A 24,585-nucleotide genomic window follows, 5' to 3' on the forward strand; every position below is an offset into this window, starting at 1 on the left:
CGAGCATAAAGCAAGCAGAGTTAGGCACCAGCCAGCACCGGATTGATCTGCGCTGCCTATCATTGGCCGAGGGCTATCAGCTATTGAGCCAATCACTGACGCCCTCATAGAAAGCTCTGGCCTCCTGAGCGACCTCTTGAGTAACGTAGTCCGGGCGGCTTTTCCGCTTTCGCTCAGCTTCGAGTCTACTAGCGGTGATGCCGTACTCCTTGATGCAGTAGGCAGCCCACCAGTGAGCGCTCCGGGGCTTTTCTATGTGAACAGCAAGGTTCTTGTAGCGTTGTCTGTAACCATTCGGGCTGGCCTGCTTTGGGTGGGCAGTCATCGGTTGCTACGGGTGGCTGATCGAGGCCGCGCAACTACACGCAGAGCGCCCGCTACCTCTTCTGCTCCACCTAAATCATGCCAGCTTGGCAGCCAATTCCTCCGCAGTGATGTTGTAGTACCGCTTCAGCATGTTCACCTCACGGTGCCCAGTCACGCTGGCTAACTCGATGAGGTTTGGCAGTTTGGTGGCAAGCCGACAAGTAGCCTAGTGCCGAAGGTCATGAAAACGTAGGTCCAGCAGGAAATTCTCTTGGGGCACCACGCCAGCTTGATCGCAGTCTGCCAAGTACTTTGCCCGCGCACGCACCAGACCTCTTACGAACGCCTTTTTGAGAGCATCAGCGGTTGTGGGAAGACCCGGCCGCACAGGGAGCGCGGTAGTCCTCTCAACAGTTGGATGGCGTTCGGTGAGAGCGGAACCGTCCTCGGCAATCCATTCTTGGTCGTTGGCAAATGAGCGGTCCGGCGGTCCAGGTTCACGTGCTTCCAGCGCAGCTCGAAAATCTCGCCACGGCGCATGGCCGTTTCAATCGCCAGTTGGACAATAGGGCGTATCCAAGGATTGTGAGAGGCATCAGCATAAGTCCCGTCCGCACGACGTTCGCAAAGCTCCAACGCGCTGAGGATGTACTGCTCTTCAACTGGATCGAGCCGCCGTGAGCGTTCGTCGTTGTAGCTTGGGCGGCTAACCATTCGCACCGGGTTCTCCGCAAGATGAATACCCCACTCGCGGCGGGCGACCTCGATCACGCATTGGAACAAAGCCAGCTCACGCTTCACCGTGTTTCCCTTGCGGATCTTCAAGCGTTCATCATGGTAGCGGGCAAAGTCGGAAGAGGTGAGGGTCGCGACGATACGCGTTGCCAGCGGATGGCGCTTGAGTGCTTCGAGTCGTTTAATTTCCGAGTACGCACCTTTGTGCTTCGGAGCAATCTCAGAGATATAGCGATCAATGATTTGGTGAAAGGCAGTGCGTTCAGCCTCGACCCGAGACACAAAAATACCCCGGTCGATTTCGCTTTCGATCATGCGTGCCCAGGCTTGGGCATCGGATTTGGTTTCGAAGGTTTTTCGCTGGGCTGGATAGCCCTTACGGCGAATTTGCGCTTCCCACTGATACTCGCCGCGATTCCTGATTGTTGCCATTTCGACCATTCCCGCCACTTTTGAGTGTGGCAAATTTGTGGCAAAAACGACTTTCAGGACTAGGACAGGTTTCTGTCAGGAGCGCTATCCCCTTGTAATACAAGGGAAAGAAGATGGTGCACCCGGCGGGATTCGAACCCACGACCCCTGCCTTCGGAGGGCAGTACTCTATCCAGCTGAGCTACGGATGCTTGTGCGGGCGACATCATACCCATGTCGGTTCAAGGCGTCCACGCTGGTGTTTTGTGTCGCCAATGCTGGTGTTTTCCCTGCATTCACAAGTCCGCCGGCCGGACGTCCCTTTGTTTGCTTTGCTCCGTTGGCTTTAAAGCGCCTCTCTGCGCCGTGCGCGCAGCATTTTCCCGTCAGACCAGGTGAACGCATGCATTCCAAAGGAACCGTGATGCTCGATCTCCCGTTGCGACAAACCCTGCTGGCCCGTTCCGATTTGTTTCGGGGTATGCCGGAACACCTGTTGCACCACGTCGCGACCCATATGGTGGAGCGCACGCTGGATGATCGTGAAATGCTCTATTTCAAGGACGACACCCTCGAATTCATCGCGCTGGTGGTGGAGGGGCGGATTTATTCGGTGATGCAGGGCCCCGATGGCCGGGAGCAGATTATCGGCAGCGTCGGTGCCGGGCAGGTGGTGGGGGAGACTGCCTTGATCAAGGGGCACGGGCGCGAGTCATCGACCTTTGCCAGCGGCCAGACGCGGTTGTTGCAGTTGGGCAGCCGCCATTTTGCTGCGTTGTTCGAGGAGCCGGTGTTTCTGCGGCGCCTGCTGATGTTGATGATGATGCGTCTGCTGCAAGTCATCGAGCTGCTGGAGTTGGTCAGCCTGCATCGGCTGGAGTCGCGGCTGGCACGGTTTCTGTTGGCGAACATGGACGATATCGACCTGGCCCTGGCCATGCCCAGCGTGTCGTTGCCGGCCAGCCAGGGGGTGCTGGCGTCCATGCTCAACACCAGTCGCCCCAAGCTGAACGTGCAGCTGCAACTGTGGCGCCGCAGTGGCCTGATCAGCGGCAACCTGGAGCGGATGGTGATCAATGACCTCGAGCATCTGCGGCGCAAGGCGTTTTCGTTGAATTAGTTCGTGCTGTGTTCCCCAGGTAACAGCGTTGCTTCGTTGAATCCTCTCAGACTGGCCCCTCATCAAAAATGCAAGGGAGTGCGCGTGATGGGGATGACTTTTCCGTTCGATAAAGTAGCGGTGGCCGACGACCAGTTGTTCGAAGCGAGTTGGCGTGCGGTACAGGGGGAACTCAAGCGCCGGGCCTTGCGGCGGGCCAAGGGGAACCAGGATCAGGGCCAGGAATGGCTGTCGGCGACGGCCATCAAGGCCCTGCTGTTTTTCCGGCGTTCGCCGGAGCGTATCCGTGATCCCCAGGGGTTTCTGTTTCTGGTACTCGACCACGTGTTCTTTGACAGCTTGCGGCGCAGCAAGCGCGAAGGGCGGGTGTTCGATGATTCGGTGGTGCTTGAGCACGATCACTTGGCCGAACTCGCGGCTCCCTGCGCCTCGGTGCTGGAGCGCGTGGAGCGTTATGAGCGACTGGAGCAGATCGAGGCGCACCTGGCGCAATTGCCGGTTTCACAGCAGCGCCTGTTTGAAATGCGCTTTGTGGATGAACTGCCTTACCCGCAAATCGCCGCTGAGTTGCAGGTGAAACTGCCGTTGGTGCGCAAGCGTGTGCAATTGCTGCGGATTGCCTTGCGCTGAACTTTATTCACAACGGTCGGCGGGGGGCGTTCAAGTTCTATGAGCACGCCACGCCGCCACTCAATACGCCCACGTCCGGGTGCACTTCATCAAGGAGAGATGTATGACAGAGGTCAACAGCCAGATCACCGACGCGGTCACCCAAACCAACGTCAAGGTGGTTGCGGAAGCGCCGGCCCAGGCCATTGCGTCGCTGTACCAGGTGGCCAGCAGCTCCGCCGGCCTGTCGTTGCAGAACGCGGTCAGCAGTCAGCAGGCGATGAATCAGATTTCCAACGCCGTGATCTCCAAGGCCGTCAGCCTGATCATGCAGATCGGCGAGAAGGGCTGATTCCGGGGGATAGACCATGTCGTGGTTCAGTAAAAAGAAACCCGCTACTTCGCCCGCCGCCGACGATGCTCCCACCGCTGCGGCCAGCCCGGCGGCACCCGCCCGGCCGTCGATCATGGAGCGGATGAACGAGCATGTGCTGGCCCAGGCCAGTACGCCACCCACCGACAGCACGGATGCACTCAACAGCCAGATCGTGCAGGCCGTGCAATTCACCAATGCCCAGACCGCGTCCTACGCGCCGTCCCAGATCGCCGTGCCCGCCGACATGATGATCAGCCAGGCCGCCGGTCTTGTGGCGCAGTCGGCGGCGAGCTACTTCGACGGCGTCAGCAAGATCGCCCTGGCCGCGCAGGCGGTATTGCTGGAGCAGATGACCAAAAACATCGTCGCCGACAAGCCCGTACAGGCGGCCGAAGACGCCTTGGGCGCGCTGGCCACCGACTTGCTGGTGGGGGCAGCCGCTGCGGTTGCCGCCGCTGCCGGGGCGATGGAGGCCGAGGCCGCAAGCGTGGCCATCGACAAGATCGACCAGAGCATCGCCAAGTACAGCAGCACCCTGGCCAATCGCGCGGCGCCCGCCGCCTGAGTTCACGCCTCACGGCCATGAGCATCGAGCGCCAGGGCCTCCTGGCGCTGTGCAAGAGCAACCGGAAAGCAACTTTTCTTTATTGAGGAGCGACATCATGCAGCCTGGAGATATTGTTTTTTCAGTGGCACAAGGGACCGATCCGTTATCCACCAGTGTTCCCCGTGCGTTCATTCGTGCCGGGCAATACGTCAAGGCCAAGGCGTTCGCGGAGGCTTCACCCAACGTCCCGGTGGTACACGCCGCGATTGCCATCGATGAGAACCGTGTCATCGAGAGTGTCGGCAGCGGCATCCAGGTGACGGACCTTTCCACGGAGACTCCGCCACGGGTCGCCATCGTGTTTTCCTGCGACGACGCCTTGCTGGCCGAAGGTGCCGCTACGGCTGCCGCGCAGTTCAACAGGGATGTGGTGGGCACCGATATCAAGGGCAGCTACAGCGTCTGGAAGGCGTTTCTGTCGCTGTTCCGCCGCTCCAGCTATTCGCCGGGCTTGCAAGCCCGAATCAACGAATCGGTGTCCATCGGCAATTCGTCGTTCTGCTCGCAGTTCGTGGCCAATGCCTACGAAGTCGGCAACCTGTACACCGACGCCAATCTGGTACCGCCGCCACCGCCGGTATTCGACATTCGCCCGACGGCGACCACGCCCTGGGATCTTGCTTCGTTCTGCGACGGCGACGGCAAGTTCTTCTTCGCCGGCTTTTGGCAGGACAGTGCCGAGGTGCGGCTTTAGCGGCCCGTCCATGGATCAGGAGACCGACATGGCCCAACCCGAGCAAAACCCCGTGGCGGATATCTATCGCCTGGCCGAAGCCCTCAACCTGCCGCTTTCCCCCGGCGACCGCCAAGTCCTGGAAGCCCTGCTGCGTAGCCAGCCGCACGGTATTTCCGGTACCACACAGGCGGTTATCGACCAGGCGCGTGAGCAGACTCGCCAACTGATCGATCAGGAGCGTACGCGGGCCAACGAGGTACTGGACCAGGCCAAGGCCAGTGAAAACGCACTGAAACAAAGCGCCGCGCAGCGCGAAGCCCTGATCCAGCAATGGCTCAAGGCACAGCAAGCGCAACCGCAAGCGCCAGGGGTGTCGACTGATATGAAGACGTTGATCCAGACGGAGGTCAAGGCGGCGATCGACGAGCAGCTCAACGGGCTGATCGCAAAGATCGAGGCGGCGCTGGGCCAGCCGGGCGGTAGTGGCAACGGCGGTTGAGCGGTCGTTGTTCACAGCCCGCCGGCTGCTACGTTCATTGATGAACACGGAATGCTCCGTGTACTAAATAAGGAAATTGATCATGGCAACTGTAAACGAGCAAATCACGGACGCGGTCACCCAGACCAACGTCAAGGTAGTGGCCGAATCGCCCGCCATGGCGATGAGCACCATCTACCAGTCGATGGCCCAGGCTACGGCGATCCTGTTCCAGAACGCGGTTTCGGCCCAGCAGCAACAAAACACGCTGGCCCAGGCCGCGACCAACCAGGGCGTGATGCAGATCTACAGCGTCGACACCACCGCGGGTGCCGCCGCTACCGAGAAGGTCGCCCAGGGCGGCGTCTCGGACAACCTCACCAGCCTGTTGACCGTGCTGAAGTCGTTCCAGCCTTGATCGGCTGAGCGTTGACGGATGTTGTTCTTTTATCGAAAACCAGGAGTTCCAACCATGAGTACAGTCAGCCCGCAAATCACCGACGCAGTCACCCAATCCAACGTCAAAGTGGTCGCCGAAGCTCCGGCCATTGCCATGGGGACGATCTACCAGTCCCTTGGCCAGGCCACGGCGATTCTGTTCCAGAACGCGGTTTCGGCCCAGCAACAGCAAAACACCCTGGCCCAGGCCGCGACCAACCAGGGCGTAATGCAGATCTACAGTGTCGACACCACCGCCGGTGCCGCCGCCACCGAGAAAGTCGCCCAGGGCGGCGTGGCCGACAACCTGACCAGCCTGTTGACCATCCTCAAATCGTTCCAGTCGTAACCCGCAGGTCCCCCAACACCCCCGTCGCCCACCCGGCGCCGGGGGTGTTGTCGTTTGTACGTTGATCCGAAAGACCAGACAAATGCGCCGTTTTCGTTCTTTTTTTCGAACAGACTATTGCCCTGCCCCCCCATTGATCCTAGGATTCGTTTGAGATTTCAAACGCTCTGTCTCCCGCGCGCTATTTATCGTCTTTCGCGTGCTGGGGCTGATTTCCCTGACGGCAGCCCACAAGGCGCCTTTCAACAACTCTAATTCGCTCCGCGTGCGCGCGGTGCTGTTAAGGAAACCCGACATGCAGCTCAAAGATACCCAGTTGTTCCGCCAGCAAGCCTTTATCGATGGCGCTTGGGTCGATGCAGACAATGGTCAGACCATCAAGGTCAACAACCCGGCCACGGGCGAAATTCTCGGCACCGTGCCGAAGATGGGCGCTGCCGAAACCCGCCGCGCCATCGAAGCCGCCGACAAGGCCCTGCCGGCCTGGCGCGCGCTGACTGCCAAAGAACGCGCCACCAAGCTGCGCCGCTGGTTCGAACTGCTGATCGAAAACCAGGACGACCTCGGCCGCCTGATGACCCTCGAACAAGGCAAGCCGCTGGCCGAAGCCAAGGGCGAAATCGCTTACGCCGCCTCCTTCATCGAATGGTTCGCCGAAGAAGCCAAGCGCATCTACGGTGACGTGATCCCCGGCCATCAGCCCGACAAGCGCCTGATCGTGATCAAGCAGCCCATCGGCGTGACCGCCGCCATCACCCCGTGGAACTTCCCTGCGGCGATGATCACCCGCAAAGCCGGCCCGGCCCTGGCCGCCGGTTGCACCATGGTCATCAAGCCGGCCTCGCAAACCCCGTTCTCGGCCCTGGCCCTGGTTGAGCTGGCTCACCGTGCCGGTATCCCGAAAGGCGTGCTGAGCGTGGTCACCGGCAGCGCCGGCGACATCGGCGGCGAGCTGACCAGCAACCCGACCGTGCGCAAATTGTCCTTTACCGGCTCCACCGAAATCGGTCGTCAGCTGATGGCCGAATGCGCCAAGGACATCAAGAAAGTCTCCCTGGAACTGGGCGGCAACGCGCCGTTCATCGTGTTCGACGACGCCGATCTGGATAAGGCCGTCGAAGGCGCGATCATCTCCAAGTACCGCAACAACGGCCAGACCTGCGTCTGCGCCAACCGTTTGTACATCCAGGACTCGGTGTACGACGCGTTCGCCGAAAAACTCAAGGTGGCGGTGGCCAAGCTCAAAATCGGCAACGGTCTGGAAGAAGGCACCACCACCGGCCCGCTGATCGACGAAAAAGCCTTGGCCAAGGTCCAGGAGCACATCAACGACGCGGTGAACAAGGGCGCCAAGCTGCTGACCGGCGGCAAGCTCATCGAGGGCAACTTCTTCGAACCGACTATCCTGGTGGACGTACCCAAAGACGCCGCCGTGGCCAAGGAAGAAACGTTCGGCCCGCTGGCGCCGCTGTTCCGCTTCAAAGACGAAGCCGAAGTGATCGCCATGTCCAACGACACCGAATTCGGTCTGGCCTCGTACTTCTATGCGCGTGACCTGGGCCGTGTGTTCCGTGTGGCCGAGGCCCTGGAATACGGTATGGTCGGCGTCAACACCGGGCTGATCTCCAACGAAGTGGCGCCGTTCGGCGGTATCAAGGCCTCGGGCCTGGGCCGTGAAGGCTCCAAGTACGGGATCGAGGATTACCTGGAAATCAAATACCTCTGCCTGGGCATCTAAGGTCCGGCGGAGCAGGCGGTAAACGCAAAGGGCACGAGAGCGCTGACCCTTTGCGTGTTTTACGTTCGTTATTCGCAGTGGCCGGGAAAGCTGTGGCAGTCGATCATCGCATGCTGCCGTAGTTGCCTCCCCGCCACGTATTCCTTGAGCAACGCCACCCGATGAGTGGCGAATGAGGACTTTATGAGCAAGACCAACGCTTCCCTGATGAAACGCCGCGAAGCCGCTGTACCCCGCGGTGTTGGCCAGATTCACCCGATCTTCGCCGACAGCGCGAAGAACGCCACCGTGACCGACGTTGAAGGTCGCGAGTTCATCGACTTCGCCGGCGGCATCGCCGTGCTGAACACCGGCCACGTGCACCCGAAAATCATCGCGGCCGTGACCGAGCAACTGAACAAGCTGACCCACACTTGCTTCCAGGTCCTGGCCTATGAGCCTTACGTGGAACTGTGCGAAAAAGTGAACGCCAAGGTCCCTGGCGACTTCGCCAAGAAGACCTTGCTGGTCACCACCGGCTCCGAAGCCGTTGAAAACGCCGTGAAGATCGCCCGCGCCGCCACTGGTCGTGCCGGTGTGATCGCCTTCACCGGCGCTTATCACGGTCGCACCATGATGACCCTGGGCCTCACCGGTAAAGTCGTGCCTTACTCGGCCGGCATGGGCCTGATGCCCGGCGGCGTGTTCCGCGCGCTGTACCCGAACGAACTGCACGGTGTGAGCATCGACGACTCCATCGCCAGCATCGAACGCATCTTCAAGAACGATGCCGAGCCGCGTGACATCGCCGCCATCATCATCGAGCCGGTGCAGGGTGAAGGCGGTTTCTACGTCGCGCCCAAAGCCTTCATGAAGCGCCTGCGCGAACTGTGCGACAAGCACGGCATCCTGCTGATCGCCGACGAAGTGCAAACCGGTGCGGGCCGTACCGGCACCTTCTTCGCCATGGAACAGATGGGCGTTGCCGCCGACCTGACCACCTTCGCCAAATCCATCGCAGGCGGCTTCCCGCTGGCCGGTGTATGCGGCAAGGCCGAGTACATGGACGCCATTGCTCCGGGCGGCCTGGGCGGCACCTATGCCGGTAGTCCGATCGCTTGCGCAGCCGCGCTGGCGGTGATGGAAGTGTTCGAAGAAGAGCACCTGCTGGACCGCTGCAAGGCGGTTGGCGAGCGTCTCGTGACTGGCCTCAAGGCCATCCAGGCCAAGTACCCGATCATCGGCGAAGTGCGTGCCCTGGGCGCAATGATCGCAGTCGAGCTGTTCGACGACGGCGACACCCACAAGCCGAACGCGGCGGCCGTTGCTTCCGTGGTGGCCAAGGCGCGTGAGAAGGGCCTGATCCTGCTGAGCTGCGGCACCTACGGCAACGTATTGCGTGTGTTGGTCCCGCTGACCTCGCCGGACGAGCAACTGGACAAAGGCCTGGCGATCATCGAAGAGTGCTTCTCCGAGCTGTAAGCAGGCTGGTGTATCGACGGAAAAAACCCGCTTCGGCGGGTTTTTTTATGGGCGCTGCAGCACTTTCCAGCGTTGTTCATTGTACGTAGCCAGCCGCATTGTCTAAGGTTGCAAGCATTGCCCGATGGAGCGTGCAGGATGACTGCTGTTGATTTGCCGGCTGTACCCCGAGTGTTGATTGCCGAGGCGGACCCTTGGTCGCGGGATCTGCTCAAGCAAGTGTTGTTGAATGTGCGCTGTGATGCGCGGCTGGATGTGTGTGCCGATGGGCACCAGGCGGCCACGCTGTTGAAAGCCAAGACCTACGACCTGATCCTCGCGGACTGGGAACTGCCGGGCATCGATGGCCTGAACCTGCTGCGCACCCTGCGCCAGCAGCGTCGCTCTCCCGCGCTGCCGTTCATTCTGTTGAGCAGTCGCAACGACAGCGCCAGCGTGCGCGAAGCCTTGCCCCTGGCGCCCACGGCGTATCTCACCAAACCCTTGAACATGGAAGGCCTGACCCAGCGGCTGCAAGACCTGCTGCTCAACGAAGGCGAGACCGTGTATTGCGAAGTGCCGCCGCTGGCGCCCGGCATAACCCTGCCGGTGTTCCTCGAGCGCCGCCGCGAGGCCTCCGATGGCGCACCGTTGCGGGTCGATGTGAAAGCCGCCGTGCAACACAGCCTGGGGGCCGAGGGCCTGGACCTCAAGCGCCTCGAAGACCAGGTGCGCATGGACCCGCAAATCACCGCGGTGCTGATTGCCGCCGCCAACAGCGCCGGCCATCACGGCACACCGGTCCAGACCCTGCCGCAGGCGTTGCACAAGCTCGCCGCCGGGCAAAGCATGAACCTGATCCTCGGCCTGGCGCTGAAACACAACGTGGTCTTGGGCGATCCGGCCCTGGTGGCCTATGCCGAGCGTCACTGGCAGGTGTCCCAGGACACCGCCGACTACGCGCAGCGCCTGGCACGCATGCTGGATCTGGACCACGAGCGCTGCTACAGCGCCGGCATCCTGCATCGGCTGGGCGACCTGGCGCTGCTGCGTTGCCTGGAGGACTGGCGCCAGGGCGGCGGGGCGCTGGATGACGAAACGATCGGCGAATCCCTCTACACCTTTGGCGCCGCCTACGGTTCAGCGTTGCGTGCGCGTTGGCGTCTGCCGTTGGAGCTGCGTCAGTTGATCGCAGCGATCTATTCCCTGGAGGGCGGCGTGTATGCGCGGGATGCGCTGGTGGTGAACCTGGCCGCGCAGATGGCGCGTTTGACCGAGCATGAGGGGCTGGAGGCGCTGGCGGCGGGCAAGACGGCGCGACTGCTCAAGGTGGGCTTGTCGGAGCTCACGCGGGTGCGCAAGGCCTAGAAAGCGACAACGTCCAAATGTGGGAGCGGGCTTGCCCGCGAAAGCGCCGTGTCAGTCGATACATGTGTCGCTCAGCCACTGCTTTCGCGGGCAAGCCCGCTCCCACATGGTTTATGGTTTGCGGCAGATTTCAGCCCGCTATGACGCGGTTCTTGCCCTGGCGCTTGGCTTCGTACATCGCGGCGTCCGCCCGTGCGAACAGGCTGTCCAGGGTCGAGTCCTCTTCACGCAGGCTTGCCAGGCCCTGGCTGACCGTCACGGTGAACGCCTGGCCTTCGTAGCTGAAACCCAGTTCCTGAATCTCCCTGCCCAGGCGTTCGGCTACCTGCAAAGCCATTTCCGGCATGCAGCCTGGCAGTACGGCGGCGAATTCTTCGCCGCCAATGCGCCCGAACAGATCGCCACGGCGCAAAACCCCTCGACCGCTCTCGGCGATGCGTCGCAGCACCTGGTCGCCCTCCAGATGGCCGTAGGAGTCGTTGATGTCTTTGAAGTCATCGATGTCTAGCAGCAGGAAGGCCAACGGCGCGCCCTGGGCGCAGGCGGTATCGAACGCCTGGTTGGCGCACTCGAAAAAATGGCGGCGGTTACTGCTCTGGGTCAGCGCGTCGGTGGTGGCCAGGCGTTGTAGCTCAAGCTCAAGGGCTTTTTTCTCGGTGATGTCCTCGGCCATGCCCACCACGATCACCGGCTCACCGGGTGAGGCCTGTTGGTTGATGTAGCACTTGTCGCTCAGCCAGCGGATCTGTCCGTTGGCAGTGATGATGCGGTACTCGCGGTCTTCCACTGCGCCTTGTTCCAGCACGCGGGCCAGGCTGTGCTCGGCGTAGTCGAGGTCTTCGGGATGGATGCTGTTGCGCCATTCGCGATGGTCTGCCAGCAACAGGCCGGCGGGGCGTCCGAACACCCGCTCGTAAGCCGGGCTGACGTATAGCACGCGACGTGTATCCCAATCGATGGCCCAGAGCACGGCGTTCACACTAACCAGCAGCGAACTCAGCAGTTGCTCACGCTCACTCAGGCGCTCGACTTCACCCTGGGCATGCATCAGCGCCAGCAGGGTGGCCGCCGCTGCCGGGCGAGGATGCCCCACGGCAGGGGGTTCGGCTGAATAGGGGGTGTCATGGACCATCGGCACAACTCTCTCTGGGCGCGCCGCAGGATGGAACAGCGGTCGCTACAAGGGGCCACCATGATGGCGAAGTGTTCTTTGAGAGAGAGGAATCGCGGTGAAGTTCCGTCGACGGGCCGACTAAGAAATGACGTCAGAAAGCGGAGACAGGGAAAATTCGAGGGTATGCGGACTTGCCGAAGCAAGCCCGCACAGCTGTATCAGACCGCCGCAGGGCGCAGCGAATAGGTCTTCAATTGGTGGGCAAAATCCCGCAGGGACTGAATGCCGCTGGCCTCCGCTTCGTGCACCCATTCCTTGATGGCCGCCAGCATGTCATGGCCGTTGGCACTGGTCTTGAGCCAGATCTGTTGCAGGGCCAGGCGCTTTTCGTAGATTACTTTCAGGGCCTGGCTGTGTTCCAGCATGCCCTGGATGCGCAGATGGTGACGGTCATCCAGCAGGCTGGTTTCCCGCGACAGCAAGCGCTTGGCGCGATGGAACTGGTGGCGCACCGAGTGATCGACTTTCTCCAGCTCCTGCTTGACCAGCGGGCCGATCACCAGCTTGCGGTACTGGGCCATGATCTGGAAGCGGTTGTTGAGAATCGCCATGGCGGTGTCCATGTCCAGATGGCCCTTGCCTTCGACGCGGTGGGCAATCGGCGCCACACGCTGCACCTTGGCCAGGCGCAGGAAACTGAACACCTTGATCCACGCCCAGCCCATGTCGAACTCCCATTTTTTCACCGACAGCTTGGCGGAGTTGGGGTAGGTGTGATGGTTGTTATGCAGCTCTTCGCCGCCAACGATGATGCCCCACGGGATCAGGTTGGTCGCCGCGTCACGGCATTCGAAATTGCGATAGCCGAACGCATGCCCCAGGCCGTTGATCACGCCGGCGGCCCAGAACGGAATCCACATCATCTGGATGGCCCAGATGGTGATGCCGATGGTGCCGAACAGCAGCAGGTCGATCACGCCCATGATCGCCACGCCCAGCAGCGGGTAGGGCGTATAGAGTTTGCGCTCGATCCAGTCTTCGGGGCAGTTCTTGCCGTAGATGCGCAGGGTTTCCGGGTTCTCGGCCTCGGCGCGGTACAGTTCGGCGCCCTTGCGCATGACTGTGGAGAGGCCCTTGATCACCGGGCTGTGCGGGTCGTCGATGGTTTCGCACTTGGCGTGGTGTTTACGATGGATGGCGGTCCATTCGCGGGTGTTCTGGCCAGTGGTCAACCACAGCCAGAAGCGGAAGACGTGTTTGAGGCCACCGTTGAGCTCCAGGGAGCGGTGGGCCGAATAACGATGCAGATAAACCGTGACCGAAACGATGGTCACGTGGGTCATCAACAGAGTGACTGCCACCAGTTGCCAGGCCGACAAGTCAAGAAAACCGTTGTACCACATAGGCTGTATGGCCCTCAGATAAAGAAAAACAACGCACGCATTATCACTCAGCACACACAGAAAACCAGCCGACGTTTCAGATAGGAGTGACTGGATGTTTCTTAATCTATAATCCGCAGCCTTTGTAGGGCGATTCTGTGTTTTTGGTAAGGATTACTGACCGTATGCTGTTTTCGTACCGAGGTGCCCTGTGTGCGGGGCTGGTATACCTGCTGGTTTCGAGTGCCTGGATCGGGCTCACTGATCACGTATTGATCAAGTTTCTCGATGACCCGGCTCAACTGAACCGCTGGCTGCAGGTACGCAGCTATGCCTGGGTGGTCTTGAGCGCTGCGTTCATTTACCTGATTTGCGCCCGTTCTGCGCGGACCACCCGGTTGCAGCAACCCCTGAAGGAAAACCGCGAGCGTTTGCGCCAGGCCGCCGCCGTGTTCGACTGCACCCGCGAAGGGGTGTTGGTCACGGACGCCAACGGCCTGATCGTGCACGTCAACCGGGCCTTTATGGCGATCACCGGCTATCGGCGTGAAGACGTCATGGGCGAGCAGCCGAGCCTGTTCAAATCCGGGCGCCATTCGTCGCATTTTTACCAGCAGATGTTCCAGACCCTCGCGCGCGAGGGCGAGTGGAGCGGCGAGATCTGGAACCGGCGTAAAAGCGGCGAAATTTACCCGCAGTGGCAAACCATTCGCGCGATCCGGGATGATCAGGGGCAGATCAGCCACTACGTCGCCGTATTTTCCGACATCAGCGCCATCAAGGACTCCGAACACGAACTGGCTCGCCTGGCCCATCACGACCCACTGACTGACTTGCCCAACCGTCTGTTGTTCAGCGACCGCGCCGAGCAGGCACTGGCTTCCGCGCAAGTGCACAAGCGCGGTTGTGCCTTGCTGCTGCTGGACCTGGACCATTTCAAGATCATCAACGACAGCCTGGGCCATAACGTCGGCGACCAATTGCTCAAGGTCGTGGGTGAGCGGCTCAAGGGCCTGTTCGGTCCCGGCATGACCCTGGCGCGTTTGGGGGGGGATGAGTTCGCCGTGCTGGCGGAAAGCTGTTCGCAGGTGGCGCAAGCCGCGGCTCTGGCCCAGCGCATTCTGGAGGCGATGAAGCAGCCGTTCGTGTTTGAGGGCCACCAGCTGTTTATCAGCGCCAGCATTGGCATCAGCCTGTTCCCCAGCGATGCCCTGAGTGCCGAGCAATTGTTGCGCAACGCCGACTCCGCGCTGTTCAAAGCCAAGAGCGCCGGTCGCGAAGGCTACGCGCTGTACACCGAAGAACTTACCGCCCACGCCCAGCATCGCGTGGAAATCGCCAGTGAACTGCGCCGCGCCCTCGACCAGCATGAGCTGCGCCTTCATTACCAGCCCGTGTACGGCCTGGAGGGTAGCTGTGTGATCGGTGTCGAAGCGTTGGTGCGTTGGCAGCACCCGGAACGCGGGCTGGTGCCGCCCGGCGAATTTATTCCCATCGCCGAACGTACCGGGCTGATCGCCGATATCGACGCCTGGGTCATGGACCAGGCCTGCCGTCAGATGGTCCGGTGGCTGTCGGAGGGTGTGTCGTTGAGCTTTATCGCGGTGAATGTTTCCAGCCGTCTGTTCGCTCGGCGCGAATTGTACGAGCAAGTGGCGCAGGTGCTGCATGACACCGGCCTGGACCCTGCGTTTCTGGAACTGGAAGTCACCGAAAGTGCGGTAATGGATGACCCCGAGGTGGCGCTGGAGCAACTGCACCGCCTGCGCGAGCTGGGCTTGCGCCTGGCCATCGATGACTTTGGCACCGGCTATTCGTCCTTGTTGCGCCTCAAACGCCTGCCGGTGCAGAAACTCAAGATCGACCAGGGGTTCGTGGCCGGGTTGCCGTGGGATGAAGACGATGCCGCCATCGTGCGCGTAGTCATCGCCCTGGCCAAAAGCATGGGCATGCAGGTGCACGCCGAAGGCATCGAACAGCGGGAGCAGGCACTGTTCCTGCTGGACCACGGCTGCGACATGGGGCAGGGGTACTGGTTTGGTCGGCCGGTGCCGGCAGGGGACGTTGATTGGCTGCGAGCCCCCGCAATTCGGCAGGCATAACGCGGTCAACGTGGGAGCCGGGCTTGCCCGCGATGGCGGTCTTGCATTCGAAATATTGGGGGCCTGACACAACTCTATCGCGGGCAAGCCCGGCTCCCACAGGGTTCAGCAGCGTCCTGACAACAGTATTTTCATGCTTGAAACCCTTGCAACCCCACGCCCTGTCAGAAAATTCTTTCCAGTTATATAAACATTCTTAAATAGTATTTTTAAGAATATCCGCGCTTATCTACTATCGCCCTCACGCCGCAAGCAGTGCCGCCACTGCCGGGCACTATTCATTTCAGGAGCGAGACCATGAGCGCATCTCTACGTAGCGTCGACGGCCAGGACGAAGCAGCCATTTTGCGTGAGATCCAGAGCGCGTTGCGCGATCTGCGGTTTGGCGCGGTGGAAATCACTGTGCACAACGCTCAAGTGGTACAGATTGAACGCAAGGAAAAATTCCGTCTGCAGAACCCGGGCAACAAACCGAGCTAAGCAGCCACGGCGATAGACCCGCAACCATAAGAAAAAAGCCAACACCCCAGAATTTTCAGGAGCTTCTATGTCGTCGATTCGCCGTTACGCCCTGGCCGCCCTGGCCAGCGCCGTGTTTGCAGGTTCTGCCGTGGCCAAGGACTACGAGTTGCTCAACGTCTCGTACGACCCTACGCGTGAGCTGTACCAGGACTACAACGCTGAGTTCACCACGTTCTGGAAACAGTCCCACCCGGGCGACAACGTCAAGATCCAGCAATCCCACGGTGGCTCGGGCAAGCAAGGCCGCGCCGTGATCGACGGCCTGCGCGCCGACGTGGTCACCCTGGCCCTGGCCGGTGACATCGACGAAATCGCCAAACTGGGCAAGACCCTGCCGGAAAACTGGCAAACCCGCCTGCCGGACGCCAGCACCCCGTACACCTCGACCATCGTGTTCCTGGTGCGCAAGGGCAACCCTAAAGGCATCAAGGATTGGGGCGACCTGATCAAGAAAGACGTGTCCGTGATCACGCCCAACCCGAAAACCTCCGGCGGTGCCCGCTGGAACTTCCTCGCCGCATGGGCCTACGGCCTCAAATCCGGCGGTAGCGAAGCCAAGGCCCAGGAGTACGTGAAAGAGTTGTTCAAGCACGTGCCTGTGCTGGACACCGGCGCTCGCGGTTCGACCATCACCTTCGTCAACAACGGTCAGGGCGACGTGTTGCTGGCGTGGGAAAACGAAGCCTTCCTGGCGCTGAAAGAAGACGGCGGTGCCGACAAGTTCGATATTGTCGTGCCTTCGCTGTCGATCCTCGCCGAACCGCCGGTGGCCGTGGTCGACAAGAACGCCGAGAAAAAGGGCAACACCGAAATCGCCACCGAATACCTGAAGCACCTGTACAGCCCGGCTGGCCAGGAAATTGCGGCGAAGAACTTCTACCGCCCGCGTGATGAAAAAGTGGCCGCCAAATACGCCCAGCAGTTCCCGAAACTGGACCTGGTGACTATCGACAAAGACTTCGGCGGCTGGAAAACTGCCCAACCGAAATTCTTTAACGACGGCGGCGTGTTCGACCAGATTTACACCGCGCAGTAAGCCGAGCAACAACCCGCCCACAGAGCCCGCATTCACCTGCGGGTTTTGTGTGTCAGTTCCCTTGACCAAGGACTCTTATGTCGCGTCGTATCTCCCCCGTCATACCCGGCTTCGGGCTGACGCTGGGCTACACCGTGGTGTACCTCAGCCTGATCGTACTCATCCCCCTTGCGGCGATGTTCGTACATGCCGCTCAACTCACCTGGGATCAGTTCTGGAACATCATCTCCGCACCGCGCGTGCTGGCGGCGTTGCAACTGAGCTTCAGCACCGCGCTGTATGCCGCGTTGATCAATGGCGTGATCGGCACGCTGCTCGCCTGGGTGCTGGTGCGCTACACCTTCCCCGGGCGCAAGGTCATCGACGCGATGATCGACCTGCCGTTCGCGCTGCCCACGGCCGTGGCCGGTATCGCGCTGACTGCGTTGTACACACCCAACGGTTTCGTCGGCCAGTTCGCGGCTGACCTGGGCTTCAAGATCGCCTACACACCGCTGGGCATTACGCTGGCGCTGACCTTCGTCACGCTGCCGTTCGTGGTGCGTACCGTGCAGCCGGTGCTGGCCGACATTCCGCGGGAAGTCGAAGAAGCCGCCGCCTGCCTGGGCGCCAAGCCGCTGCAAGTGTTCCGTCATATCCTCGTGCCGGCGTTGCTGCCTGCCTGGTTGACCGGTTTCGCGTTGGCGTTCGCCCGTGGCGTGGGTGAGTACGGTTCGGTGATCTTCATCGCCGGCAACATGCCGATGAAGACCGAGATCCTGCCGTTGCTGATCATGGTCAAGCTCGATCAATACGACTACCGCGGTGCCACCTCCATCGGTGTGCTGATGCTGGTGGTTTCCTTTGTCCTGCTGCTGCTGATCAACTTGTTGCAGCGGCGCATCGAACGTCCATAAGGAGGCGCGGAACATGTCCCAATCGTCTATTTCCGCCGCGTCTTCGGCCAATGCCGCCCGCCGTGGCAGCGCCGCATCGCGACGTATCCTGATCGGCCTTGGCTGGCTGGTGTTCGCACTGTTCCTGCTGTTGCCGCTGTTGATCGTGGTGACCCAGGGCTTGAAGAACGGCCTCGGCGCGTTCTTCACCGCGATCCTTGAGCCGGACGCGCTGTCGGCGCTGAAACTCACGGTGATCGCCGTGGTGATTTCGGTGCCGCTCAACGTGGTGTTCGGCGTCAGCGCCGCCTGGTGCGTGAGCAAATACTCGTTCCGTGGCAAGAGCATCCTGGTGACGCTGATCGACCTGCCGTTCTCGGTGTCGCCGGTGATCGCGGGCCTGGTCTACGTGTTGATGTTCGGTGCCCAGGGCTTTTTCGGGCCCTGGCTTGCCGACCATGACATCCAGATCGTGTTCGCCCTGCCGGGCATCGTGCTGGCGACCATCTTCGTCACCGTGCCGTTCGTGGCCCGTGAGCTGATCCCGCTGATGCAGGAGCAGGGCACCCAGGAAGAAGAAGCCGCGCGCCTGCTGGGGGCCAACGGCTGGCAGATGTTCTGGCACGTGACCGTACCGAACATCAAATGGGGCCTGATCTACGGCGTGGTGCTGTGTACCGCGCGGGCCATGGGCGAGTTCGGTGCGGTGTCGGTGGTGTCCGGCCACATCCGTGGCGTAACCAATACCCTGCCGCTGCACGTCGAGATTCTCTATAACGAATACAACCATGTCGCCGCGTTTGCGGTGGCCAGCCTGCTGCTGATCCTGGCGCTCTTCATCCTGCTGCTCAAGCAGTGGAGCGAGAACCGTATCAACCGCCTGCGCAAAAGTGCCGGTGAGGAATAAGTCATGTCGATCGAAGTCCGTAATGTCAGCAAGAACTTCAACGCCTTCAAGGCCCTGAACAGCATCAATCTGGACATCCAGAGTGGCGAGCTGGTGGCATTGCTTGGCCCGTCCGGCTGCGGCAAGACCACCTTGTTGCGCATCATCGCCGGTCTCGAAACCCCGGATGACGGCAACATCGTGTTCCACGGTGAAGACGTGTCCGGTCACGACGTGCGTGATCGCAACGTCGGGTTTGTGTTCCAGCACTATGCGTTGTTCCGCCACATGACCGTGTTCGATAACGTCGCGTTCGGCCTGCGCATGAAGCCGAAAAACCAGCGCCCCAGTGAAAGCCAGATCGCCAGCAAGGTGCATGAGCTGCTGAACATGGTGCAATTGGATTGGCTGTCGGACCGTTACCCGGAACAACTCTCCGGTGGCCAGCGCCAGCGTATCGCCCTGGCCCGTGCCCTGGCGGTGGAACCGAAAGTGCTGCTGCTGGATGAGCCGTTCGGCGCCCTCGACGCCAAGGTGCGTAAAGAGCTGCGCCGCTGGCTGGCGCGCCTGCACGAAGACATCAACCTGACCTCGGTGTTCGTGACCCACGACCAGGAAGAGGCCATGGAAGTCGCCGACCGCATCGTGGTGATGAACAAGGGTGTGATCGAGCAGATCGGCTCACCGGGCGAAGTCTATGAAAACCCGGCCAGCGATTTCGTTTACCACTTCCTCGGTGACTCCAACCGCCTGCACCTGGGCGAAGACAACCACGTGCTGTTCCGCCCCCACGAAGTGTCGCTGTCGCGCCATGAACTGGAAGACCACCACGCCGCCGAAGTACGCGACATCCGCCCATTGGGCGCGACTACCCGCGTGACGTTGAAAGTGGAAGGCCAGAGCGAGCTGATCGAAGCCGAAGTGGTGAAAGACCACGACAGCCTCACCGGTCTGGCGCGTGGCGAAACGTTGTTCTTCAAACCCAAGGTCTGGCAGAAAGCCTAAGCCCAGCACATACACCCCGAGGGAGCTGGGCTTGTGTGGGAGCTGGCAAGCCAGCTCCCACATTCAGATCTTGCTCGGCTTCAGATCACGACGGGTCACAGGCCCCGAGCGCTCCTCGATCTGCTGCTTCAGGTCATGGCGCAACCCCACCAGAAACGCCAGTTCCGCCACTACAAACAACGGCCCGACGATCAGTCCCGAGACGTCATCCACGAACGCCGGCTTCCTGCCTTCGTAATAGTGCCCGACAAACTGAATCACCCAGCCCACCACAAACATCCCGATGCCGCTGCCAAGCCACACCATCGTGCTTTGCGCCGCCAGCGCGTGTCCGGCCCACACCGACAGAGCCATCAGCGCGCTCATCAGCACGCCCAGCGCCAGTTCCAGGCGCAGGTAAAACCACGCCGCCATCAGCGCGACAATCACCGCTGGTGAAATCCACAGGCCGCCCACCACCCATTCGGGACGTGACAACAGCACGGCCACCGCGACGACAATCAGCGGAATGCCGATAAAGTGGCTGGCGATATTGCGCGGGTCGCGGTGGTAGGCGGCGTATTGACTGAGGTGATCGACGAGGCTTTTCATTGTTGTTCCTCCTGTAGGATGTTTGATCATGCCCTGTCAGCCTTTGAGCAACTGTCAGCTGGGCGACAATCTTCGGAGTTCTCATGGACACAGAGAAATGGCTGCCCCGGCTGGCCACCGGTTACTGGTTCAGCCACTTGCCTGTTCCGTTTCAGCATAGTTTGCTGGCCAGCGCCCGGTTGCGGCAGCTGACGGCGGGGCAATACCTGTTCAAGCGCGGCGATCCGCCCTGCGGGCTGTATGCGGTGCTGGACGGCACTCTGCGCATCAGCGCGGTGAATGAGCAGGGCAAAGAAGCGGTGTTGAGCCTGGTGGAGTTGCCGTACTGGTTTGGCGAAATCTGCCTGTTCGACGGTCTGCCCCGCACTCACGACGCCTGCGCGGTCGGGCCGTGCACGCTGTTGCAGGTGCCGCAACAGGCGATGCTCAAGCTGCTGGATGAAACGCCCCGGTACTGGCGTGACCTGGCGCTGTTGATGAGCCAGAAACTGCGCCTGAGCTTCATCGGCCTTGAACAGCTCAGCCTGATGCCCGCTTCCGTCCGCCTGGCCCATCGCCTGTTGATGATCAGCGAGGGCTATGGCGACATGGAGCGCTCACGCAAGGTACTGCAACTGCCCCAGGAAGACCTGGCGGCGATGTTGAGCCTGTCGCGCCAGACCACCAACGCCTTGCTCAAGGATTTGCAGGCCCAAGGCATCGTGCGTCTGGGCTACGGCGAGATTGAAGTGCTGGATGTGCAACGGTTGCGTGGGGCGGCGCGCACCTGAAGGGGCCCGACTCATACAGACCCTAGCGCAGCCCGTCGCTGGACTGCTCCGGCGTCATTCCCTTCGAATGCCAATCGGCCTGGTTTTCCACCGCCAACAGTGTCTCGATCATCGCCTTCGCCGCAGGTGACAGCCGAAACCCCGTCCGGCTGATGATCCCGCAGCGGTTGTTCAGGCTGTCCAGGCTGTGGGGCACGTTGCGCCAGTGCAGCACCTTCAGCGCACCGCTGGCCAGCTCATCGACAAAGGCTTCTTCGGCGCCCAGGCCAATGGCGTCGGACTGGCGCACGATGGTGGCCAGCGCCGAAAACTGCTCAAGCTCGATGGCAGGCGCAAAATCGATACGCCCGCTGAGGTTGGCGAGCAGTTTGCGAATGCCCGGTGCAATCAGCGGCGTGGCCAGCGGGAAGCCGAACAGGTCGTTGGTGGACAGGCTGTCCTTGGCCAGCAGCGGGTGCCCGACCCGGCAGAAAAATACGCTGCGCCGGGGCGTAAGGGCCTGGATCTGGAAGTTGGGATCGGCCTCGAAGTGGCGCACGTCAGCGATAAAGAATTCGATCTCTTCGCGGCTCAGGCTGCGCCCGAGTTTTTCCCAGTTATCCACCTGCAACGCGGTGCGCACTTTGGGATAGGTGGTGACGAACCGCGCCATCGCCTGGGGCACCAGGTTGACGGCCGCAACGGCGTCGCTGCCCAGGCGCACTTCGCCGGCGTCGAGCTTGGTCATGCGCGTGACCTCATGGCTCAGCAGCGCGGCGCCCTGGACCAGGCTCAAGGCATGTTGCAGCACCACCTGGCCTTCGGGGGTGGGCCGCAGGTCCTTGTGGGCGCGGTCCACCAGTACGCAGCCGAATTCCTGTTCCAGGCCCTGGATACTGCGGCTGAATGCCGGCTGCGTGATGCCCATGGCGTCGGCGGCGCGCACAAAACTGCGGTGCTCGTTGAGCGCAATGAAATAACGCAGCTGACGGAGATCCATGGGGCGCCCGGCGTCCAAGAGGGAAACCGGGATTTTAAGGGGCTTGCTTATTCCGTCAATGAAGCTTGTTTGTTTTATCTAGACCTTAAATGCATATCTATAGAGCAGGCACCGTGCGGTAGGTGGCCGGGCTGAAAACCCGCGTCACCAGCAGCATGGCCACCACGGTCACCGTCAGCACCGCCCAGGCGCTGACAAAGCTGCCGGTCAGCTCACGCAACCAGCCGGTCATCCACGGCGAAACCGCATTGATCAAAAAGCCCACGCCCTGCACGAACGCCGCCAGTTGGCCGGCTTGGCGCGGGTCGCGATGGTGGTCGAGGGTCAACAGCAGGCTCAGGGCGAAACACGCGCCCAGGCCGAAGCCGATCAACGCAACCCACAGGTGGGGGAGCTGTTGGGGGGCCATCAGCAAGCCGAGGTAACCCACGGTCTGCGCCAGCAGGCTGATGCCGAGCAAAGGGCGACGGTCGACGCCGCGCTGGGCCAGCACCGGCATCAGCAACGCCGCGATCACCTGGAAGATGGTCATGAACGCCAGCAGCGAACCGCTCGGCAACACGCCCCAGCCCAGTTGCTGGTAGTACGCGGGCAGCCACGCCACCATGCTCATGTAGCCGCAATTCACCAGGCCGAAATACAGCGCCAGCAGCCATGCGCGGCGGTTGCGCAAGCCCTTGAAGGCAGGCATCACAGAGGCGCTTCTGGGCGCACCCAGCGGCACGAACGCCCAGAGCAGCAATGCGGCCAGCGCCGGCAACAGCCAGATCCCGAGCCCCGCCTGCCACTGCTGGAAGTGCGTGGCCACCACCGGGCTGAGCAAGGCGGCCAGCCCGCCGCCGGCCATCAGCGACGCCGAGTACACGCCCATCGCCACCGGCACGCGGTGATGAAACTCGCGCTTGATCATCGCCGGCACCAACGCCTGGATCAGCGCCACCCCGGCGCCCCCCAGCAGGGCCGTGACCAGCAGCGCCGAGCCCTGGCCCATCAGCCAGCGCGCCAGGCACGCCAGCAGAATCATCATCAAGCCCAGGGCGATACCGCGCCGCTCGCCCAATCGGGCTTCCACGCGCACACCGACCAGGGCCACCAGCCCCATGCACACCACGGGCAGGCTGGTGAGCAGGGCGCTGCTCTGGAAACTCAAGCCGGTGGCCAGGCGGATCTCGCCCAGCAGCGGGCTGATGGAGCTGAGAATCGGCCGCAGATTCAGCCCCAGCACCACCAGCAGTCCCCAGCCGGCGAAGGATTTAGTGAGGGGCATGCAGGGTTTTCCACTGATGGTAGAGGGTGGTCATGGCCGGGTCTGGCAGGTGCCGGATCGGCAGGCGTTGCTCCTCCAGCGGCAAGCCGACCTGTTGCCCAATTGCCGCCGTCGACAAGCCGAACGGCTCGGCCATGGCGTTGCTGGCCGCAAAAACCACCCGCTCCACGCCGCACAGGTACAGGGCGCTCAGGCACATCGGGCAGGGTTGGCCGCTGGCGTAGATCACACAGCCTTCCAGACGTGTGCCGAGTTGCCGGCTGGCGGCGCGGATCGCCAACAGCTCGGCGTGGGCGGTGGGGTCCTGGGTCAGGTGGATTTCATTCACGGCTTCCACCAGCACGTTGCCGTTATGTGTGAGTACCGCGCCAAACGGTCGGCCGCCGTCGGCGACGTTGGCGTGGGCCAAGGCGACAGCGCGTTGCAAGTGCTGGAGATCGTCGGTCATGGAAGCCTCCCGGGCAGGATCAAAGGTGCAGTATGGGTAGCCCTGAAGGTATTCTGAAATTAAATATAACCATGCCAATCAGTGGCAAATGGAATGGTGATACCCATGTTCGATCCCGTTTTGCTGCGCAGCTTTGTCGCCGTTGTGGACTGCGGCAATTTCACCCGCGCCGCCGAGCGCCTGCATTTGACCCAGTCCACCGTCAGCCAGCAGATCCGCCGTCTGGAGGACGCCGTGGGGTGCCAACTGCTCGACCGCGACCAGCGCCGGGTGGTCGCCACCGCCGAAGGGGAACGCTTGCTGGCTTACGCGCGACGCATCCTGGCGCTGCATGAAGAGGCCGCCGACGTGTTGATCAATCAGCAGAGCGACGGCGTGTTGCGCCTGGGAGTACCGGAGGACTTCGCGGCCGAACGCCTGATGCCGTTGCTGTCGGCGTTTGTGGTCGCGCATCCCCGGGTGCGCCTGGAGGTCACCAGTGGCTTGGGGCCGGAACTGCAGCGCCAGTACCGTGGCGGTGAATTCGATGTGCTGTTGGTGAAGCAGATGGGGGAGAGCGATGACTGCCTTGCGTCCTGGCCGGAACCCTTGTGCTGGGTCGATAGCCGCAGCACGCCGTCCCTGGGGCGCGACCCATTGCCGTTGGTGGCGTTTCCAGTGGGGGGCCTGTACCGCAACGAAATGCTGCAACACCTGGAGGTGGGCGGCTGGCGGTGGCGCATCGGCTATTCCAGCGCCAGCCTGGCCAGCGTGTGTTCGGCGGTGGCCGCAGGGCTGGGCATCAGCCTGCTGCCCGAAAGGGTCGTGCAGGCGGGGCATGTGGTGCTGGGGCCAGACAGCGGTTTGCCCGCCGTACAGGGCGTGCGACTGGCCCTGTATGCCCGCAGCGGCTTGGGCCCGGCGGGACAGACCTTGCAACGCCAGTTGCTCGATTTGTGCGCAAACAGCCCGGCCTGA

Annotated in this window: 26 protein-coding genes and 1 tRNA gene; 19 read left to right on the top strand and 8 right to left on the bottom strand. The window is 61.7% G+C overall.

Going from position 1 to position 24,585, the window contains the following annotated elements; translation table 11 throughout:
* Positions 1 to 642: 642 nt before the first annotated feature.
* On the bottom strand, positions 643 to 1,482 hold the full coding sequence (locus ACW9IB_RS11395) for a tyrosine-type recombinase/integrase (RefSeq protein WP_457413695.1): 840 nt from the start codon (positions 1,480 to 1,482) through the stop codon (positions 643 to 645).
* A 105-nt stretch (positions 1,483 to 1,587) separates the two neighbouring features.
* Positions 1,588 to 1,664: transfer RNA gene (locus tag ACW9IB_RS11400), tRNA-Arg, on the bottom strand.
* A 191-nt stretch (positions 1,665 to 1,855) separates the two neighbouring features.
* Between ACW9IB_RS11400 and ACW9IB_RS11405 the strand changes: the two genes are divergently transcribed.
* The 11 genes from ACW9IB_RS11405 (at position 1,856) to ACW9IB_RS11455 (ending at position 10,651) form a co-directional block, all read left to right on the top strand.
* The gene (locus tag ACW9IB_RS11405; protein ID WP_457366549.1) at positions 1,856 to 2,572 is read left to right on the top strand and encodes a Crp/Fnr family transcriptional regulator; all 717 of its coding nucleotides are present in this window, start codon (positions 1,856 to 1,858) and stop codon (positions 2,570 to 2,572) included.
* An 87-nt stretch (positions 2,573 to 2,659) separates the two neighbouring features.
* Positions 2,660 to 3,202 (top strand): RNA polymerase sigma factor, encoded by a 543-nt coding sequence (locus tag ACW9IB_RS11410; protein ID WP_457413697.1) that lies wholly within the window; start codon positions 2,660 to 2,662, stop codon positions 3,200 to 3,202.
* A gap of 103 nt (positions 3,203 to 3,305) precedes the next feature.
* On the top strand, positions 3,306 to 3,533 hold the full coding sequence (locus tag ACW9IB_RS11415; RefSeq protein WP_457366547.1) for a RebB family R body protein: 228 nt from the start codon (positions 3,306 to 3,308) through the stop codon (positions 3,531 to 3,533).
* 16 nt (positions 3,534 to 3,549) lie between these two features.
* A complete protein-coding gene (locus tag ACW9IB_RS11420; RefSeq protein WP_457413698.1) occupies positions 3,550 to 4,122 on the top strand; it encodes a hypothetical protein in 573 nt (190 codons plus the stop codon).
* Between the two features lie 97 nt (positions 4,123 to 4,219).
* Positions 4,220 to 4,858, top strand: a complete 639-nt coding sequence (locus ACW9IB_RS11425) for a hypothetical protein (RefSeq protein ID WP_457366545.1) — start codon at positions 4,220 to 4,222, stop codon at positions 4,856 to 4,858.
* Positions 4,859 to 4,886: 28 nt separating this feature from the next.
* Positions 4,887 to 5,339, top strand: a complete 453-nt coding sequence (locus ACW9IB_RS11430) for a hypothetical protein (protein WP_457413700.1) — start codon at positions 4,887 to 4,889, stop codon at positions 5,337 to 5,339.
* Positions 5,340 to 5,421: 82 nt separating this feature from the next.
* The gene (locus tag ACW9IB_RS11435) at positions 5,422 to 5,736 is read left to right on the top strand and encodes a RebB family R body protein (RefSeq protein WP_457366543.1); all 315 of its coding nucleotides are present in this window, start codon (positions 5,422 to 5,424) and stop codon (positions 5,734 to 5,736) included.
* 54 nt (positions 5,737 to 5,790) lie between these two features.
* A complete protein-coding gene (locus ACW9IB_RS11440; RefSeq protein WP_457366542.1) occupies positions 5,791 to 6,105 on the top strand; it encodes a RebB family R body protein in 315 nt (104 codons plus the stop codon).
* A 295-nt stretch (positions 6,106 to 6,400) separates the two neighbouring features.
* Positions 6,401 to 7,843, top strand: a complete 1,443-nt coding sequence (gene gabD / locus ACW9IB_RS11445) for an NADP-dependent succinate-semialdehyde dehydrogenase (protein ID WP_457413701.1) — start codon at positions 6,401 to 6,403, stop codon at positions 7,841 to 7,843.
* 183 nt (positions 7,844 to 8,026) lie between these two features.
* Entirely contained in the window at positions 8,027 to 9,304 is a 1,278-nt protein-coding gene (gene gabT / locus ACW9IB_RS11450) for a 4-aminobutyrate--2-oxoglutarate transaminase (protein WP_457413703.1), read from the top strand.
* Between the two features lie 138 nt (positions 9,305 to 9,442).
* The gene (locus tag ACW9IB_RS11455; RefSeq protein ID WP_457413705.1) at positions 9,443 to 10,651 is read left to right on the top strand and encodes an HDOD domain-containing protein; all 1,209 of its coding nucleotides are present in this window, start codon (positions 9,443 to 9,445) and stop codon (positions 10,649 to 10,651) included.
* A 130-nt stretch (positions 10,652 to 10,781) separates the two neighbouring features.
* Here ACW9IB_RS11455 and ACW9IB_RS11460 read toward each other — a convergent pair whose 3' ends face one another.
* A complete protein-coding gene (locus ACW9IB_RS11460) occupies positions 10,782 to 11,783 on the bottom strand; it encodes a GGDEF domain-containing protein (RefSeq protein ID WP_457413706.1) in 1,002 nt (333 codons plus the stop codon).
* 200 nt (positions 11,784 to 11,983) lie between these two features.
* The gene (gene desA, locus ACW9IB_RS11465) at positions 11,984 to 13,168 is read right to left on the bottom strand and encodes a delta-9 fatty acid desaturase DesA (protein WP_457413707.1); all 1,185 of its coding nucleotides are present in this window, start codon (positions 13,166 to 13,168) and stop codon (positions 11,984 to 11,986) included.
* Positions 13,169 to 13,332: 164 nt separating this feature from the next.
* Here desA and dibA point away from each other — a divergent pair, with 164 nt between their 5' ends.
* From dibA to ACW9IB_RS11495, 6 genes are all read left to right on the top strand, one after another.
* Positions 13,333 to 15,249: a phosphodiesterase DibA gene (gene dibA, locus ACW9IB_RS11470; protein ID WP_457413709.1), complete on the top strand. Its 1,917-nt coding sequence runs from the start codon at positions 13,333 to 13,335 to the stop codon at positions 15,247 to 15,249.
* A 297-nt stretch (positions 15,250 to 15,546) separates the two neighbouring features.
* Positions 15,547 to 15,729 carry a sulfur starvation response protein OscA gene (oscA, locus tag ACW9IB_RS11475; protein ID WP_003170956.1) on the top strand — a complete coding sequence of 61 codons (183 nt, stop codon included), beginning with the start codon at positions 15,547 to 15,549 and terminating at the stop codon, positions 15,727 to 15,729.
* 67 nt (positions 15,730 to 15,796) lie between these two features.
* A complete protein-coding gene (locus ACW9IB_RS11480) occupies positions 15,797 to 16,807 on the top strand; it encodes a sulfate ABC transporter substrate-binding protein (RefSeq protein WP_457413710.1) in 1,011 nt (336 codons plus the stop codon).
* A 77-nt stretch (positions 16,808 to 16,884) separates the two neighbouring features.
* Positions 16,885 to 17,703 (top strand): sulfate ABC transporter permease subunit CysT, encoded by an 819-nt coding sequence (gene cysT / locus ACW9IB_RS11485; protein ID WP_457366534.1) that lies wholly within the window; start codon positions 16,885 to 16,887, stop codon positions 17,701 to 17,703.
* 13 nt (positions 17,704 to 17,716) lie between these two features.
* A complete protein-coding gene (gene cysW / locus ACW9IB_RS11490) occupies positions 17,717 to 18,589 on the top strand; it encodes a sulfate ABC transporter permease subunit CysW (RefSeq protein ID WP_457366533.1) in 873 nt (290 codons plus the stop codon).
* A 3-nt stretch (positions 18,590 to 18,592) separates the two neighbouring features.
* The gene (locus ACW9IB_RS11495; RefSeq protein WP_457366532.1) at positions 18,593 to 19,573 is read left to right on the top strand and encodes a sulfate/molybdate ABC transporter ATP-binding protein; all 981 of its coding nucleotides are present in this window, start codon (positions 18,593 to 18,595) and stop codon (positions 19,571 to 19,573) included.
* A gap of 63 nt (positions 19,574 to 19,636) precedes the next feature.
* On the opposite strand, the gene ACW9IB_RS11500 is transcribed toward ACW9IB_RS11495, so the two are convergent.
* Positions 19,637 to 20,164 (bottom strand): Mpo1 family 2-hydroxy fatty acid dioxygenase, encoded by a 528-nt coding sequence (locus tag ACW9IB_RS11500; protein ID WP_457366531.1) that lies wholly within the window; start codon positions 20,162 to 20,164, stop codon positions 19,637 to 19,639.
* 83 nt (positions 20,165 to 20,247) lie between these two features.
* On the opposite strand from ACW9IB_RS11500, the gene ACW9IB_RS11505 reads away from it, so the two are divergent.
* Positions 20,248 to 20,934, top strand: coding sequence for a Crp/Fnr family transcriptional regulator (locus ACW9IB_RS11505; protein ID WP_457413711.1), 687 nt, complete (start codon positions 20,248 to 20,250; stop codon positions 20,932 to 20,934).
* Between the two features lie 22 nt (positions 20,935 to 20,956).
* Here ACW9IB_RS11505 and ACW9IB_RS11510 read toward each other — a convergent pair whose 3' ends face one another.
* From ACW9IB_RS11510 to ACW9IB_RS11520, 3 genes are all read right to left on the bottom strand, one after another.
* A complete protein-coding gene (locus ACW9IB_RS11510) occupies positions 20,957 to 21,913 on the bottom strand; it encodes a LysR family transcriptional regulator (RefSeq protein WP_457413713.1) in 957 nt (318 codons plus the stop codon).
* 97 nt (positions 21,914 to 22,010) lie between these two features.
* Positions 22,011 to 23,180, bottom strand: coding sequence for a CynX/NimT family MFS transporter (locus ACW9IB_RS11515; protein WP_457366528.1), 1,170 nt, complete (start codon positions 23,178 to 23,180; stop codon positions 22,011 to 22,013).
* Positions 23,167 to 23,628 carry a nucleoside deaminase gene (locus tag ACW9IB_RS11520; protein ID WP_457366527.1) on the bottom strand — a complete coding sequence of 154 codons (462 nt, stop codon included), beginning with the start codon at positions 23,626 to 23,628 and terminating at the stop codon, positions 23,167 to 23,169. Before ACW9IB_RS11520 ends, ACW9IB_RS11515 begins: the two co-directional genes overlap by 14 nt.
* A 105-nt stretch (positions 23,629 to 23,733) precedes the next feature.
* On the opposite strand from ACW9IB_RS11520, the gene ACW9IB_RS11525 reads away from it, so the two are divergent.
* On the top strand, positions 23,734 to 24,585 hold the full coding sequence (locus ACW9IB_RS11525; protein WP_457413714.1) for a LysR family transcriptional regulator: 852 nt from the start codon (positions 23,734 to 23,736) through the stop codon (positions 24,583 to 24,585).

It is taken from the genome of Pseudomonas sp. SDO524_S393 (genome assembly GCF_054071875.1).